Origin of the sequence: Amycolatopsis sp. NPDC101161 (assembly GCF_044768185.1) — a bacterium.
Taxonomy (GTDB): domain Bacteria; phylum Actinomycetota; class Actinomycetes; order Mycobacteriales; family Pseudonocardiaceae; genus Amycolatopsis.
Genome location: NZ_JBIWPI010000002.1, coordinates 1,475,237 through 1,488,696 on the forward strand (window position 1 = coordinate 1,475,237; position 13,460 = coordinate 1,488,696).

Consider the following 13,460-nt stretch of genomic DNA (forward strand, 5'->3'; position numbering starts at 1 on the left):
GGTTGACCAGCCGGTTGACGCGAGGAGGCCATTGTGGACATACAGGCCGTCCTCGCGGACATCGGCGCGCACTGGCACGTCTACGCCACCATGCCGCTCATCGCCGCCCTGATCGGCTACCTCACCAAGCGCGTCGCCATCGAGATGATGTTCCGGCCCCTGGAGTTCGTCGGCATCAAGCCCGTCTTCGGCTGGCAGGGCGTCATCCCGGCGAACGCGCGGCGGATGGCCACCACCGCCGTCGATCTGCTGACCCGCAACCTCGTCGACCCGCGGGAGATCTTCAGCAGGCTCGACCCGGAGGAAATGGTCAAAGAGCTCGAAGCGCCCCTGCTCAAGGCAGTCGAAGACGTCACGCGCGAGGTGATGGAGACCTACCAGCCCAGGCTTTGGGAGATGCTGCCGTCGCGCGCGCAACGGCTGCTCGTCGACCAGGTCCGCGCGCAGGCACCCGAGGTCGTCAAGCGGCTGCTGCGGGAGGTCTCGGCCAACATCGACGACGTCCTCGACGTCAACGACATGCTCATCGGCGCGATGGTCCGCGACAAGTCGCTGACCTGCCGGCTGATCCGCGAGGTCGCCGCGCCCGAGTTCAAGTTCATCGCGCGCTCGGGGATCTGGTTCGGGTTCGTGATCGGGCTCGTCCAGTTCGTCGCGTGGGCGCTGACGAAACAGCCGCTGATCATGCCGATCTTCGGTTTCGTCACGGGCTTCGTCACGGACTGGCTCGCGCTCAAGATGATCTTCTACCCGCGCGAGCCGCGCGGGTTCGGCTTCTTCCGCTGGCAGGGCATGTTCCAGAAGCGCCGCCAGGAGGTCGCCGCGGACTACGGCGCGCTGATCGCCGACGAGGTCCTCACCGTCCGGAACGTCCTCGAAGCCGTGCTCACCGGCCCGCGCTCGGACAAGCTCTTCGCGCTCGTCACCCGCGAGGTCCAGCGCACGATCGACGCGCAGGTCAGCCTGGTCAAGCCGGTCGTCGCCCTGACCATCGGCGGCCGGCAGTACCAGGAGATGAAGCGCGCGGCCGCCGCCAAGGTGATCGAGTACCTCCCCGAAACGGTGAAGCACGTGGAGAGCTACGCCACCGGCGCGCTCGACGTCCGCAACACGATCGTCGACAAGATGCAGCAGCTGACCCCGCTGGAGTTCGAGGGCATCCTGCGCCCGGCGTTCAAGCAGGACGAATGGAAGCTGATCGCCGTCGGGGCGGTCATCGGTGGCCTGGTGGGTGAACTCCAGGTGCTGCTCCTGCTGCATTGACGCCGGGCCGATAGCGTGCGCGCGTGGACTTCGGCACGCACTGGCAGGTGTACGTCACCATGCCGTTCATAGCGGCGCTGATCGGCTACGTCACCAAGCGCGTCGCGATCGAGATGATGTTCCGGCCGCTGGAGTTCGTCGGCGTCAAACCCTTCGGCTGGCAGGGCGTGCTGCCGGCGAACGCCGAGCGCATGGCGGCGACGGCCACCGAGATGCTGACGACCAACCTCGTCGACCCCAAGGAGATCTTCGCGCGGCTCGACCCGGAGCAGGTCGCGAAGGAGATCGAGCAGCCACTGCTGCGGGTCGTCGAGGACGTCACGCGCGAGGTGATGGAGACCTACCAGCCCAGGCTCTGGGAAGTGCTGCCGAACGGCGCGCAGCAGCTGCTGCTCAAGCGCGTCCAGGCCGAGGCGCCGAAGGCGATCACCAAGATCATGCGGGAGATCGCCGACAACATCGAGGACGTCCTCGACCTGCAGCACATGGTCGTGACGAACCTCGTCCGCGACAAAGCGCTGCTCAACCGGCTGATCCGCGACATCTCGCGGCCCGAGATGCGGTTCATCGCGCGCTCGGGCATCGGGTTCGGGTTCATCCTCGGCTGCGTCCAGCTCGTGGTCTGGGCGCTGACGAAGTCGCCGATCGTGCTGCCGCTGTTCGGCCTCGGCATCGGCTGGCTCACCGACTGGCTGGCCCTGAAGATGATCTTCCTGCCGCGCGAACCGAAGCGGTTCTTCGGGCTCTACACCTGGCAGGGCATCTTCCAGAAGCGCCGCGACCAGGTCGCCGCCGACTACGGCGACATGATCGCGCGCGAGATCATCACCATTCCCAACCTGCTGGAAGCCGTGCTGCGCGGGCCGAAGTCCGACAAGCTGTTCGCGATGATCACGCGCGAGGTGCAGAAGACGATCGACGCGCAGGCCAGCGTCGTCAAGCCGTTCGTCGCCCTCGCCGTCGGGACGAAGAAGTTCCAGGAGATGAAGCAGACGGCGGCGGCGAAGGCCGCGGAGCGCGTCCCGGAGACGATCCGGTACGCCGAGAACTACGCGATCAACGCGCTCGACGTGCGCAACACGATCGTCGACCGGATGAAGAAGCTGAGCGCGCTGGAGTTCGAGCAGCTGCTGCGGCCGGCGTTCCGGCAGGACGAGTGGAAGCTGATCGCCGTCGGCGCGGTGATCGGCGGGCTCGTCGGCGAGTTGCAGGTGCTCGCGCTGCTCGGGTAGCCGGTACGGTTCCGTTCTCGGCATGAGGAGGTCGGAGTTGGACGCGGTCCTGCACGACCTCGCCCTGCACTGGCCGGTCTACGCGGCGATGCCGTTCATCGCGGCGCTGATCGGCTACGTCACCAAGCGCGTCGCCATCGAGATGATGTTCCGGCCCCTGGACTTCATCGGGATCCCGCCGCTGCTGGGCTGGCAGGGCGTCGTCCCGAAGCACGGCGGGCGGATGGCGGCCGTCGCGACCGAGCTGCTGACGGCGAACCTGCTGGACCTGCGCGAGGTCTTCGCGCGCGTCGACCCGGTGATCATCACCAGCGAGCTGGAGCAGCCGCTGCTGCGCGCGGTCGACCACATCGCACGCGAGGTGCTGGCCGAGCACCACCCGCGGCTGTGGGAAGTCATGCCGACGCTGGCGCAGGAGATGCTGATCAAGCAGGTCCAGGCGTCGGCACCGAGGCTGGTCCGGGAGTTCCTCGACGACGTCCGCGAGAACCTCGACGAGGTCCTCGACGTCCAGCACATGACGGTCCAGCGGCTCACGCGCGACAAGGCGCTGCTCGTCCGGCTGATCCGCGAGACGTCCCGGCCCGAGATGGCGTTCATCGCGCGGATGGGCGTCTACTTCGGCTTCGGGCTCGGCCTGATCCAGACGATCGTCTGGGCGTTCACGCGCGAGCCGTGGATCCTGCCGGCGTTCGGCGGCGTGATCGGGCTGTGCACGGACTGGCTGGCCATCAAGCTGATCTTCGTCCCGCGCGAGCCGGTCCGGCTGGGCCGGGTGATCTTCCAGGGCAAGTTCCAGCGCCGGCGCGCGGAGGTGGCGCGGCAGTACGGCGAGCTGATCGCCAACGAGGTCCTGACGGTCCAGAACCTGCTGGACGCGGTCCTGCGTGGCCCGCGCGCCGACCGGCTGGCGGCGCTGGTCGAGAACGTCGTGTCGGAAGCGGTCGACAAGCAGGTGCCGCTGTCCTTCGCGGTGGGCAGCACGCGCCTGCGGGAGATCAAGCACGCGGCGGCCCGGAAGGCCTTGGAGCAGCTACCGGACACCGCGCGCTACGCCGAGGGGTACCTGACCGAGGCGATGGACGTCGCGAAGATGATCGAGCAGCGGATGCTGGCGTTGACGCCACTGGAGTTCGAGGGGCTGCTGCGGCCGGCGTTCCGGCAGGACGAGTGGAAGCTCATCGCCGTCGGCGGGGTGATCGGGTTCGTCGTGGGTGAGCTGCAGGTCCTGCTCATGCTCGGCTGATCCAACCCCACGGTTGGAATGTTCTAGGCTCCGGCCATGGCTTGGGACACCGAGGAGACCCGACGACGTCTGAAGGAAGCCGCGATCGTCGAGTTCGGCGAGCGCGGGCCGGACGCGACCATGGCCGGCATCGCGAACCGGGCGGGCATCAACAAGGAGCGGCTGTACAACTACTTCGGCGACAAGCGAGCCCTGTTCCAGGCGGTGCTGTCCGAGCAGCTCCAGCAGCTCGCGGTCGCGGTGGGCGAGCCGGAGGGCGGCCTGGAGAACATCGGCGAGTTCGCCGGCCGCACCTTCGACCACCACCAGGAACACCCGGAGCTCGTCCGCCTGCTGCTGTGGGAGGCGCTGAGCCGGGAGCCGCCGGTCGACGAGGCCGCTCGCGGTGCGCACTACCAGGACAAGGTCGCGCGGTACGCCGCCGCGCAGCGCGACGGGACGCTCGACGACGAGATCGACGCCGACTACGCCATCTTCATGGTCGTCGCCCTCGCCGCTTGGTGGGTCGCCGTTCCCCAGCTCGCACGGCTGCTGACCGGCGCGAACCCGGACAACCCCGCGGAGCGGGCCCGGCGCCGCGCGGCAGTGGTCCGCGCCGTGGAACGCATCATGCTGCCCGTCGAGAAGGCGGTTGCCGACGGAGCGGGCGATACCGTAGCTTGATTTCCAACCCTGTGGTTGGAGTTGAGCGGACGGAGTCAGAATGCCGGGTTCAGGATCCGAACCACGCGTTGTCATCGTCACCGGAGCCGCCCAGGGCATCGGCGCCGAGGCCGCGTGGCGGTTCGCCGAGGACGGCGCCAAGGTGGTGCTCACGGACCTGGTACCGGACGGCGCCGCCGAAGTCGCGGCGAAGATCGCGGCGGCCCACCCCGGTTCCGACGCGATCGGGCTCCGCACCGACGTCACCGACGCCTCGGCCTGTGACGAACTGGTGGCCACCACCGTCGCGCGGCACGGCCGGCTCGACGTCCTGGCCGTGGCCACGGTGACCGCACCACCGCGGACACCGCTCAAGGACCTCCCGCCCGCCGAGTGGGACCGGGTCATGGCGGTCAACGCCAAGGGCCCGTTCCTGCTGTCGCGCAGCGCGATCCCCGCCATGACCGCGCCGGGCGGGAGCATCGTCTACGTCTATTCGGGGCACGCGCAGCTCGGTTCCCCGGAACGAGCCGTCTACAGCGCGTCCAAGGGCGCGCTCGGTTCGATGATCAAGAGCCTGGCGCTCGAACTCGCACCGGACCGGATCACCGTCAACGGCGTAGCGCCGCTGCACATCGACGCACCGCTGAACGACGCCGGCTTGAAGACCGCGGCGGCCGAAGCCGGGATCACGGTGGCGGAGGCACGGGCACGGCGGGACAGCGCGATTCCCCTCGGCCGGGCGGCAACCCTGCGGGAAGTCGCCGACGCCATCGCCTACCTCGCCGCGCCGGAGGCCGCTTACATCACCGGAACGATCCTGGACATCAACGGCGGCGTCCTGATGCGGTAGCTACCCCACCGGGGCCAGGTCAGCGGGCGACGCCGGTTCCACCGCGCTCACCCGCGTCCGGCGGTCGCGCTGCCAGGCGATCACGCGGCAGACCACGTAGATCAAGAACGAAATCGCCGTCACGAACGCGCTCACCGGGAGACCCGGGGCCAGCGACAGCACGATCCCGCCGATCGCCGACACCTCCGCGAAGACCACGGACAGCACCGTCGCCTTCCACGGCGACGCCGTCACGCGAGCCGCCGCGGCCGCCGGCGTCACCATCAAAGCGACCACCAGCAGCGACCCGACCACCTTCACGCTCAACGCCGTCGAGACGCCCACCAGCAGCGCGAACACCACCGTCAGCGTCTTCACCGGCACCCCGCGCGCCACGGCCACGTTCCGGTCCACCGAAGCGAACAGCAACGGCCGGTAGACCAGCGCCAGCACCGCCAGCACCACCGCCGACGACACCACGAACAACGTCAGGTTCGTCGAGTCGATCGTGATGATCTGGCCGGTGAGGATGCCGAACTTGTTCCCGGACCGTCCTTTGTAGAACGACAGGAACAGCACGCCCATGCCGAGGCCGAACGACAGGATCACGCCGATCACCGAGTCGCGGTCCGCGTCACGCGCGCCCAGGATGCCCAGCAGCAGCGCCGCCACCACCGCGCCGATCAACGCGCCGTACTCGACGCCGATGCCCAGCAGCAAGGCCGCCGCGCCGCCGGTGAACGCCAGCTCGGACGTCCCGTGCACCGCGAACGACATGCGCCGCATCACGATCAGCGGGCCCAGCACGCCGGCCACCAGGCCGAGGATCAAGGCCGCCAGCAACGCCGTCTGGACGCCCTCGAGCTCGGTGATCAGCTCCCACGTCTTGCCGAAGTCGAACAGATCCAAGACTCAGCCCACTTGCTCTTCGACGTCGTGTTCGTGGTGGTGCGGCTCTTCCTCGCACAACGCGCTCTGCGCGCCCGCGATGTGGATCTGCCCGCCGACCTTCAGCACCTCGACGCGGGTGCCGTACAGCTCCGACAGCGTCCCGGTGGTCATGACCTCGTCCGGCTTGCCGATCCGGAACTGGCCGTTGACCAGGTACAGCACCCGGTCGACGAACGGCAGCACCGGGTTGATCTCGTGCGTCACGAACAGCACCGCCGTGCCCGCCGTGCGCCGCCGGCGGTCGATCAGCTCGCTGATCGCGCGCTGGTGCGCGAGGTCCAGGGACAGCAGCGGCTCGTCGCAGAGCAGCACCTCGGGGTCGCCGACCAGGGCCTGCGCCACCCGCAGCCGCTGCTGCTCGCCGCCGGACAACCGGCCGACCGGCTGCTTCGCGTACCGAGTAGCCCCGACCGCGTCGACCGCCTCCGAAACGAGCCGACGCCGGGCCGCCATGCCGAACAGGCCCGGGCCCCAGCGGTGGCCGTCGAGGCCCAGCCCGACCAGGTCGACGCCGCGCAGCGTCAGCGACTCGTCGATCGCGCGCTGCTGCGGGATGTAGCCGACCTTGCGGTTCGCGCCGCCCGGGCGGCCGCCGGCGATCTCGACCGAGCCCGCCGACAGGCCCTGCATGCCGAGCAGCGCCTTGAGCAGGCTGCTCTTGCCGGAGCCGTTCGGGCCGAGCACGGCGAGGAACTCCCCCGGCTCGACGACGAGGTCCAGCCCCGACCAGAGGGTCCGGGGTCCGAACGCGAGGGCCGCCCCGCGGACCCGGACCGCGGGACGTACGTCGTCTGAAACGGGAGCCATGCCTACTTCAACGCTCCTGCCAGCGCGTCTACTTCCCCGGTCATCCAGCCAATGTAGTCGGTCACACCCCGCGGCAGCGTCTCGGTCACGTCGACGACGCCGATCCCGGCGGCCTTCGCCTGCCCGACGACGTCCTTGGTCAGCGGGGTCACCGTCTGCGCGTTGTTGATCAGCGCCTTGACCTGCTTGGTGGCGATGAGCTGCTTGTACTCGTTCACCGCGCCGGCCGGGACGTCGGTGTCGTTCTCGACGGCGTCGGAAAACGCCTTCGGCGTCGCGTCCGTCAGCTTCGCGCTCTGGAGCAGGTAGTGCGCGACCGGCTCGGTGACGACGACCTTCGCCCCCGGGTGGCTGGCGCCCAGCTCGCCGAGGCGCTTCTCCAGCGCGTCGACCTTCGCCTTGAACGCGGCCGCGTTGTCGGTGAACGCCTGCTTCGACGCCGGCTGCAGCTCGCCGAGCTGCGCCGCGACCTGGTCGGCGACCTTGTCGACGCCCGGCAGGTCGTACCAGACGTGCTCGTTCTCGTCGCCGGTCGCGGCGATGTCGTAGGCGACGAGCTTCTTGGCGTCCCCGGCCTGCGCGGTGAGCTTGTCGAAGAACTCGTCGTAGCCGCCGCCGTTGGACAGCAGCAGCTTCGCGTCCTTCGCCGCCAATGCATCATCAGCCGTCGTCTCGTACGAGTGCGGGTCGGCCGACGGGTCGTGGATGATCGCCTTGACCTCGACCTTGTCCCCGCCGACGGCGCTGACGACGCTGCCCCAGACGTCCGTCGAGGCGACGACCTTGAGCTTGCCGTCCCCGCCGGCCTGCGCTCCGCCGTCGGAGGTCCCACCGGAGCATGCGGCCAGGGCGAGCACGGACAGGGCCGAAGCGGCGGCGAGCACGCTCCTGGTGCGGCGGGAACTCATCTGAAGAACTCTCCTGACGACACTGAGACGCTAATGGAAACCGTTGTCAGATTCACCTTACCCCATCCGGATGACTTCCTGGCCATCCGATCCCGGTTTGGTGTATGCGAGTTCGTGCATGCGGATCGAGACATCGACCACCCGGGGTGTCTCTTCAAGAAAGTGATCTGAACCGTTACGGTTTGCTGATGGGACGTCCTATTCGCACCCGGAGGCAGGCGACGCTCGCGTCGCTCGCGGCGGAGCTCGGTGTGTCCAGGACCACGGTGTCCAACGCCTACAACCGGCCGGACCAGCTGTCCCCGGAACTGCGCCGCCGCGTCCTCGAGACCGCGCGGCGCCTCGGCTACCCCGGTCCCGACCCGGTCGCCCGCTCCCTGCGCACGCGCAAGGCGGGCGCGGTCGGCCTGCTGCTCACCGAGAACCTCTCCTACGCCTTCCGCGACCCCGCCGCCGTCGGCGTGCTCGAAGGACTGGCCCTGGCCTGCGAAGACGCCGGTGTCGGCCTGCACCTCGTGCCCGCCAGCCCCGGCCGCGAGGACGTCGCCGCGGTGCACCGCGCGGGTGTCGACGGCTTCGTCGTCTACTCCGTCCCGGACGACGACCCGCACCTGGCCGCCGTGCTGGAGCGCCCGGTGCCGACGGTGATCATCGACCAGCCGAGCCTCGAGGGCATCGACCGCGTCGGCCCGGACGACGCGGCGGCCGTCGGCAAGATCGCCGAGCACCTGGTCGCCCTGGGCCACCGGCAGGTCGGCGTCATCTGCATGCGGCTGGCCCGCGAACGCAACGACGACTTCGTCTCGCCGGCGCGGCAGAGCGGCGCGCACTTCCACGTCCAGCGCACCCGGCTGGAAGCGCTCGCCGTGGCGTTCTCGGCGGCCGGCGTCGACTGGGCCGGCGTCCCGGTGGTCGAGCGCTTCGACCACACGGTGGACGACGGCGCGTCCGCCGCGCGGCAGCTGCTCGACGCGTACCCGCAGATCACGGCCGTGATCTGCACCTCGGACATCCTCGCGCTCGGCGCCATGGCCGAAGCCGAGCGGCGGGGGCTGCGGGTGCCGCAGGACCTGACCGTCACCGGTTTCGACGGCATCGCCGAAGCCGAGCGGATCGGCCTCACCACGGTCCACCAGCCGGTGCTCGAGAAGGGCAAGACGGCCGGCCGGCTGCTGCTCGGCTCGGCCGAGCGCAGCGCGCCGAAGGTGATCACGCTGCCGACCGAACTGCGCGTCGGCCGCACGTCGGCACCCCCTAGGACGGTCGAGGAGCCCTGGTTCGGGGGCTGACCCGTGACATAGCTCGTAGTGCATTGCTCATCGGGGTACCCACCGGGTCAAATGGAGTGGCACGCCCGCGCCGCGGGGCCACTGGCCGGAAGGTGACCGATGACCTCGATCGACGTACTGCTCAAGCGCAACCAGGAACTCGGCGAGGTGACGCCCGGCGACCGGTCGTCCCCCAAGCCGTCGCTGCAGGTGGCCATCCTGACCTGCATGGACGCCCGCATCCGGGTGTTCGAGCTGTTCGGCCTCCTGCAGGGCGAGTCGCACGTCCTCCGCAACGCGGGCGGCGTGGTGACCGACGACATGATCCGCTCGCTGGCGCTTTCGCAGCGCAAGCTGGGGACGCGTGAGGTGCTGATCGTCCAGCACACGGAGTGCGGCCTGTCGCTGGTCACCGAGGACGACTTCAAGGACGAGCTGGAGAGCGACACCGGCCTGCGGCCGACGTGGTCGGTCGAGGCGTTCCGGAACGTGGAGAACAGCGTCCGGACGTCGGTCGAGCGGGTGCGGCGCAGTGCGTACCTGCCGCACACGGAGAACGTCCGCGGGTTCGTCTACGACGTGAAGACCGGGAAGCTCACCGAGGTCCAGTAGGCCTTGCTCGTCCTCTTCGCCGGTCTCGCGGCACCTGGCCACACCTACCCGATGGTCCCGCTCGCGGTCGCGGCGCGGGACGCCGGGCACGAGGTGCACTTCGCCGCCGGTGAGCACGTCCACGGGCCGCTGGGCCGGCTCGGGCTGAACCCGTTCCGGCCCGCGGACTCGTTCTACGAGATCTACGCCGAGGACCTCGAACCGGACCTGAAGCGGCTGCGGCCGGACCTGGTCGTGCACGGGTGGGGTGTCCCGGAGGTGGCCGTCGCCGCGGGGCGCGCCGGGATTCCCGCGCTCTGGCACGGGTTCGGCCGGCTGTTCCCCGAAGGGATCGGGCTCGAGCGCCCGGCCGGCGGGACGCACCTGGACATCTGCCCGCCGTCCCTGCAGGACGCGGGCTTCCGGGCGACCGCCGACCGGATCGCCCTGCGCCCGGTGCCCTTCGCCGAGCCGGGCGACTTCCGGCGGCCCCTGGTCTACCTGACGCTCGGCACCGCGTTCGGCACCCCGGAGGTCCTCGAGACGGCGATCGAGGGACTGGCCGCACTCGGCACGCACGTCGTGGTGGCCACCGGCCGCGTGGCCCCCGAAGACCTCGGCCCGCTGCCGACCCACGTCACCGCCCGGGCCTGGGTGCCGCAGGCGGCGGCGATCTCGCAGGCGGACCTGGTCGTGCACCACGGCGGCAGCGGCACCACGCTGGCCGCGGTCGCCGCCGGCGTCCCGCAACTGCTCCTGCCGCAGGGCGCCGACCAGTTCGCCAACGCCGACGCGCTCGTCGCCGCGGGTGCGGCACTGCGGCTCCTGCCGGGCGAACTGACCGCGGACGCCGTCGCCGAACAGGCCCGGAAGGCGTCCTCCTGCCGGGAGGCGGCCCGCGGGATCGCCGAGGAGATCGCGGAAATGCCGTCGCCGGACGAGGTCGCCCGCGAGCTGCCGAAGCGGGCGAAGTAGCCTCCCGGCGTGGCTGTGGACGCTGACGTACTGCTCGACTGGTTCTCCACGCACGGCCGGGACCTGCCCTGGCGCGAGCCGGACTGCTCGGCGTGGGGCGTGCTCGTCAGCGAGATCATGCTCCAGCAGACCCCCGTCGCCCGCGTGCAGCCGATCTGGCACGAGTGGATGGCGCGCTGGCCGGTGCCGTCGGCGCTGGCCGCGTCGAGCCAGGGCGAGGTCGTGCGGGCCTGGGGCAAGCTCGGCTACCCGCGGCGCGCCCTCCGGCTGCACGAAGCCGCCGGCGTCATCGCGCGGGACCACGGCGACGTCGTTCCGTCCGATGTGGACACCCTGCTCGCGCTGCCCGGGATCGGGGCCTACACCGCGCGGGCCGTCGCCGCGTTCGCTTACGGGCTGCGGGCGCCCGTCGTCGACACCAACGTGCGGCGGGTCGTCGCGCGGGCCGTGCACGGGGCCGGGGACGCCGGGCCCGCGTCGAACACCCGGGACATGGCCGACGTCGAGGCGCTGCTGCCCGCCGAAGACGCGCCCGCCGCGAAGTTCTCCGCCGCAATCATGGAGCTCGGGGCCCTGATCTGCACCGCGCGGTCGCCGAGGTGCGCGGACTGCCCGATCTACGACGAGTGCGCGTGGCAGCTCGCCGGGAAGCCGGAGTACGCCGGGCCGGCCAAGCCGGTCCAGAAGTTCGCGGGTACCGATCGGCAGGTCCGCGGCCTGCTGCTGGACGTCCTGCGCGGCAGTGAGGGTCCCGTCGAAAAGGCGCGCCTCGACCTGGTGTGGCACGACGGCGGCCAGCGCGACCGCTGCCTGGACTCCCTGCTGGTCGACGGCCTGCTGGAGCAGACCAGCGGCGGCCTCTTCGCCCTGCCAGGTGAACACTAACGCGCTACAACCAAAGTTGGTCAATAGTTGTCATCGGCGCGATGCGGAGTTACCTTTTCTCGCATGGTCACTGTTGACCGCCGGACCCTGCTGAAGGCGGGGGTGACCGCTACGGCGGCCGGCGCACTGGGGATGACGACCACGGGGACGGCCGCCGCGGCCGTGCCGACACCGACGATCCACGGGTGCTCCGAGTGGGGCGCGCGGCCCGCCAGCGGGCCGATCGTGGTGGAGAACCACAAGCCGACCTACATCGTCGTGCACCACGCCGTCGATCCGCCGATGAACAACGACTTCTCGCTGGCGCGCGCGTTCTACGTCGCGAAGTACATCCAGAACCTGCACATGGACAAGAACGGCTGGATCGACAGCGGCCAGCAGTTCACGAACAGCCGCGGCGGGTTCGTCACCGAGGGCAGGCACCGCAGCCTGGAGATCCTGCGCGGCGGCACGCAGCACGTCCAGGGCGCGAACGTCGGCAACCACAACAGCGAGGTCATCGGCATCGAGAACGAGGGCCTCTACAGCACGGTCGACGTGCCGCAGGCGCTGTGGGACTCGCTCGTCGGGCTGGTCGCCTACATCGCCCACCAGTACGGCATTTCGCCCGAGTTCATCAAGGGCCACCGCGACTTCAACACGACCGAGTGCCCCGGCACGGTGCTCTACAACCGGCTCCCGGAGCTGCGGACGGCGGTCGGGCGCGTCCTCGGCGTCTCGGTGGCGCGCGCCGAAGCCGAGTGGCCGCTGCTGAAGCCGGGCGACACCGGCAAGCGGGTCCAGCTGGCGCAGCGGTTCCTGCGGTCCGCCGGGTTCGGCGTGCCGACCGACGGCGTCTTCGGGAAGTCCACAAAGGACGCCGTGGCCGCGTTGACCGTCCAGGCCGGGCTGCCGCGCGACACGTGCACCGCGGCGCGGGCGGCCGACGAGACCGGCTTCCTCGGCGCGGACGTCTGGCCGCTGATCGTCCCCGCCGACCGCTCGACGGCAGCCTGGCGGGCGGACCTGGCTCGCGCGTGACCAGGTGGTCGGTGCACCGGGCTCAACGGCGCGCTCGGTGTGCCGTCCGCCTGGTCACGCGTGGTTTCACCGGCTGAGCACGCCGCTCAGGAAGGCCTCGACCGCGCCCCGGTAGATCTCCGGGGCTTCGTCGTGGGGCAGGTGGGCCGAGCCGGGGACCACCAGGTGCTTCGCGCCTGACACTCGGTCGGCAACGAGTGCTTGCTGGCCGGGCGGCATCGCCGTGTGCTCGCCCTCGACCAGCAGCAGCGGGCAGCGGATCGCGTCGACGACGTCCCAGTAGTCGCGCCGGCCCCATTCCGCGGCGATGACGTACAGGTCCTCGAGGTCGGCGACCAGGTGAAACCCATCGGAACGCTCCTCGACGCAGTCGGCGAAGTACTCGCCCGCGTCGCCGAAGAACTCGCGGACGTGGTCCAGCGATTTGAACGGCACCGGCCAGCTCTCGAAGTACCCGCGCCACGTCTCGACGGTCCGGCCGCGCTGGTCCGGCGCGAAGTCCTCGGACACGACCGCGCGCACCAGCTCCGGGTACTTCGCGGCGGTCGTCCACGCGTGCAGGCCGCCCATCGAGTGCCCGATGAGCACCGCCGGCCCGGCGTCGAGGGTCCGCAGCGCGGCGGCGACGTCGTCGGTGAACCGCTCGGTCGTCCAGGGGCCGACGCGCGGCGCGCTGCCGTGGCCGCGCGCGTCGAGGGCGTACACCGCGCCGTAGGGCCGGAGCCACTCCGCGACCCGCGACCACGTGCGCGCGCGGCCCATCAGTCCGTGGAGCAGAACGATCGGCACACCGGTGCCGCCGAAACAGAGCACGCGGCCACCTAACCACAAAACCGCAGG

General features: G+C 70.4%; 14 protein-coding genes. 10 read left to right on the plus strand and 4 right to left on the minus strand.

Annotation, left to right across the window (positions count from 1 at the left end; genetic code table 11):
• The first annotated feature begins 33 nt into the window (after positions 1-33).
• The 5 genes from ACIRSS_RS18280 to ACIRSS_RS18300 are packed head-to-tail and all read left to right on the plus strand — an operon-like array spanning position 34 to position 5,236.
• Positions 34-1,263 carry a DUF445 family protein gene (locus ACIRSS_RS18280; RefSeq protein WP_400896216.1) on the plus strand — a complete coding sequence of 410 codons (1,230 nt, stop codon included), beginning with the start codon at positions 34-36 and terminating at the stop codon, positions 1,261-1,263.
• A gap of 59 nt (positions 1,264-1,322) precedes the next feature.
• The gene (locus tag ACIRSS_RS18285) at positions 1,323-2,495 is read left to right on the plus strand and encodes a DUF445 domain-containing protein (RefSeq protein WP_400897526.1); all 1,173 of its coding nucleotides are present in this window, start codon (positions 1,323-1,325) and stop codon (positions 2,493-2,495) included.
• A gap of 37 nt (positions 2,496-2,532) precedes the next feature.
• Positions 2,533-3,741, plus strand: coding sequence for a DUF445 domain-containing protein (locus ACIRSS_RS18290; protein WP_400897528.1), 1,209 nt, complete (start codon positions 2,533-2,535; stop codon positions 3,739-3,741).
• 36 nt (positions 3,742-3,777) lie between these two features.
• Positions 3,778-4,404, plus strand: coding sequence for a TetR family transcriptional regulator (locus ACIRSS_RS18295; RefSeq protein ID WP_400896218.1), 627 nt, complete (start codon positions 3,778-3,780; stop codon positions 4,402-4,404).
• A gap of 40 nt (positions 4,405-4,444) precedes the next feature.
• Positions 4,445-5,236 (plus strand): SDR family NAD(P)-dependent oxidoreductase, encoded by a 792-nt coding sequence (locus tag ACIRSS_RS18300; protein ID WP_400896220.1) that lies wholly within the window; start codon positions 4,445-4,447, stop codon positions 5,234-5,236.
• Here the strand turns inward: ACIRSS_RS18300 and ACIRSS_RS18305 are convergent, their stop codons facing one another.
• Genes ACIRSS_RS18305 through ACIRSS_RS18315 form a run of 3 tightly spaced genes read right to left on the minus strand, consistent with a single transcriptional unit; the run spans position 5,237 to position 7,881 of the window.
• Positions 5,237-6,124, minus strand: a complete 888-nt coding sequence (locus ACIRSS_RS18305) for a metal ABC transporter permease (protein WP_400896222.1) — start codon at positions 6,122-6,124, stop codon at positions 5,237-5,239.
• 3 nt (positions 6,125-6,127) lie between these two features.
• Positions 6,128-6,973, minus strand: coding sequence for a metal ABC transporter ATP-binding protein (locus tag ACIRSS_RS18310; protein ID WP_400896224.1), 846 nt, complete (start codon positions 6,971-6,973; stop codon positions 6,128-6,130).
• A 2-nt stretch (positions 6,974-6,975) separates the two neighbouring features.
• Positions 6,976-7,881 carry a metal ABC transporter solute-binding protein, Zn/Mn family gene (locus tag ACIRSS_RS18315; RefSeq protein ID WP_400896226.1) on the minus strand — a complete coding sequence of 302 codons (906 nt, stop codon included), beginning with the start codon at positions 7,879-7,881 and terminating at the stop codon, positions 6,976-6,978.
• A gap of 188 nt (positions 7,882-8,069) precedes the next feature.
• On the opposite strand from ACIRSS_RS18315, the gene ACIRSS_RS18320 reads away from it, so the two are divergent.
• From ACIRSS_RS18320 to ACIRSS_RS18340, 5 genes are all read left to right on the plus strand, one after another.
• Entirely contained in the window at positions 8,070-9,170 is a 1,101-nt protein-coding gene (locus tag ACIRSS_RS18320; protein WP_400896228.1) for a LacI family DNA-binding transcriptional regulator, read from the plus strand.
• Between the two features lie 99 nt (positions 9,171-9,269).
• Positions 9,270-9,761 carry a beta-class carbonic anhydrase gene (locus ACIRSS_RS18325; RefSeq protein ID WP_400896230.1) on the plus strand — a complete coding sequence of 164 codons (492 nt, stop codon included), beginning with the start codon at positions 9,270-9,272 and terminating at the stop codon, positions 9,759-9,761.
• Positions 9,762-9,764: 3 nt separating this feature from the next.
• Positions 9,765-10,715, plus strand: a complete 951-nt coding sequence (locus ACIRSS_RS18330; RefSeq protein WP_400896232.1) for a glycosyltransferase — start codon at positions 9,765-9,767, stop codon at positions 10,713-10,715.
• A 9-nt stretch (positions 10,716-10,724) separates the two neighbouring features.
• Complete coding sequence (locus ACIRSS_RS18335) at positions 10,725-11,600, plus strand: A/G-specific adenine glycosylase (protein ID WP_400896234.1); 876 nt, start codon at positions 10,725-10,727, stop codon at positions 11,598-11,600.
• Positions 11,601-11,663: 63 nt separating this feature from the next.
• Complete coding sequence (locus tag ACIRSS_RS18340) at positions 11,664-12,620, plus strand: N-acetylmuramoyl-L-alanine amidase (protein WP_400896235.1); 957 nt, start codon at positions 11,664-11,666, stop codon at positions 12,618-12,620.
• A 66-nt stretch (positions 12,621-12,686) separates the two neighbouring features.
• Here the strand turns inward: ACIRSS_RS18340 and ACIRSS_RS18345 are convergent, their stop codons facing one another.
• Entirely contained in the window at positions 12,687-13,433 is a 747-nt protein-coding gene (locus ACIRSS_RS18345; RefSeq protein ID WP_400896237.1) for an alpha/beta fold hydrolase, read from the minus strand.
• Positions 13,434-13,460: the final 27 nt, after the last annotated feature.

Coding starts and splice junctions, on each gene's coding strand:
- ACIRSS_RS18285 (WP_400897526.1), top strand. CDS start 1,323: ATGCCGTTCATAGCGGCGCTGATCGGCTACGTCACCAAGCGCGTCGCG.
- ACIRSS_RS18295 (WP_400896218.1), top strand. CDS start 3,778: ATGGCTTGGGACACCGAGGAGACCCGACGACGTCTGAAGGAAGCCGCG.
- ACIRSS_RS18300 (WP_400896220.1), top strand. CDS start 4,445: ATGCCGGGTTCAGGATCCGAACCACGCGTTGTCATCGTCACCGGAGCC.
- ACIRSS_RS18310 (WP_400896224.1), bottom strand. CDS start 6,973: ATGGCTCCCGTTTCAGACGACGTACGTCCCGCGGTCCGGGTCCGCGGG.
- ACIRSS_RS18315 (WP_400896226.1), bottom strand. CDS start 7,881: ATGAGTTCCCGCCGCACCAGGAGCGTGCTCGCCGCCGCTTCGGCCCTG.
- ACIRSS_RS18320 (WP_400896228.1), top strand. CDS start 8,070: ATGGGACGTCCTATTCGCACCCGGAGGCAGGCGACGCTCGCGTCGCTC.
- ACIRSS_RS18325 (WP_400896230.1), top strand. CDS start 9,270: ATGACCTCGATCGACGTACTGCTCAAGCGCAACCAGGAACTCGGCGAG.
- ACIRSS_RS18340 (WP_400896235.1), top strand. CDS start 11,664: ATGGTCACTGTTGACCGCCGGACCCTGCTGAAGGCGGGGGTGACCGCT.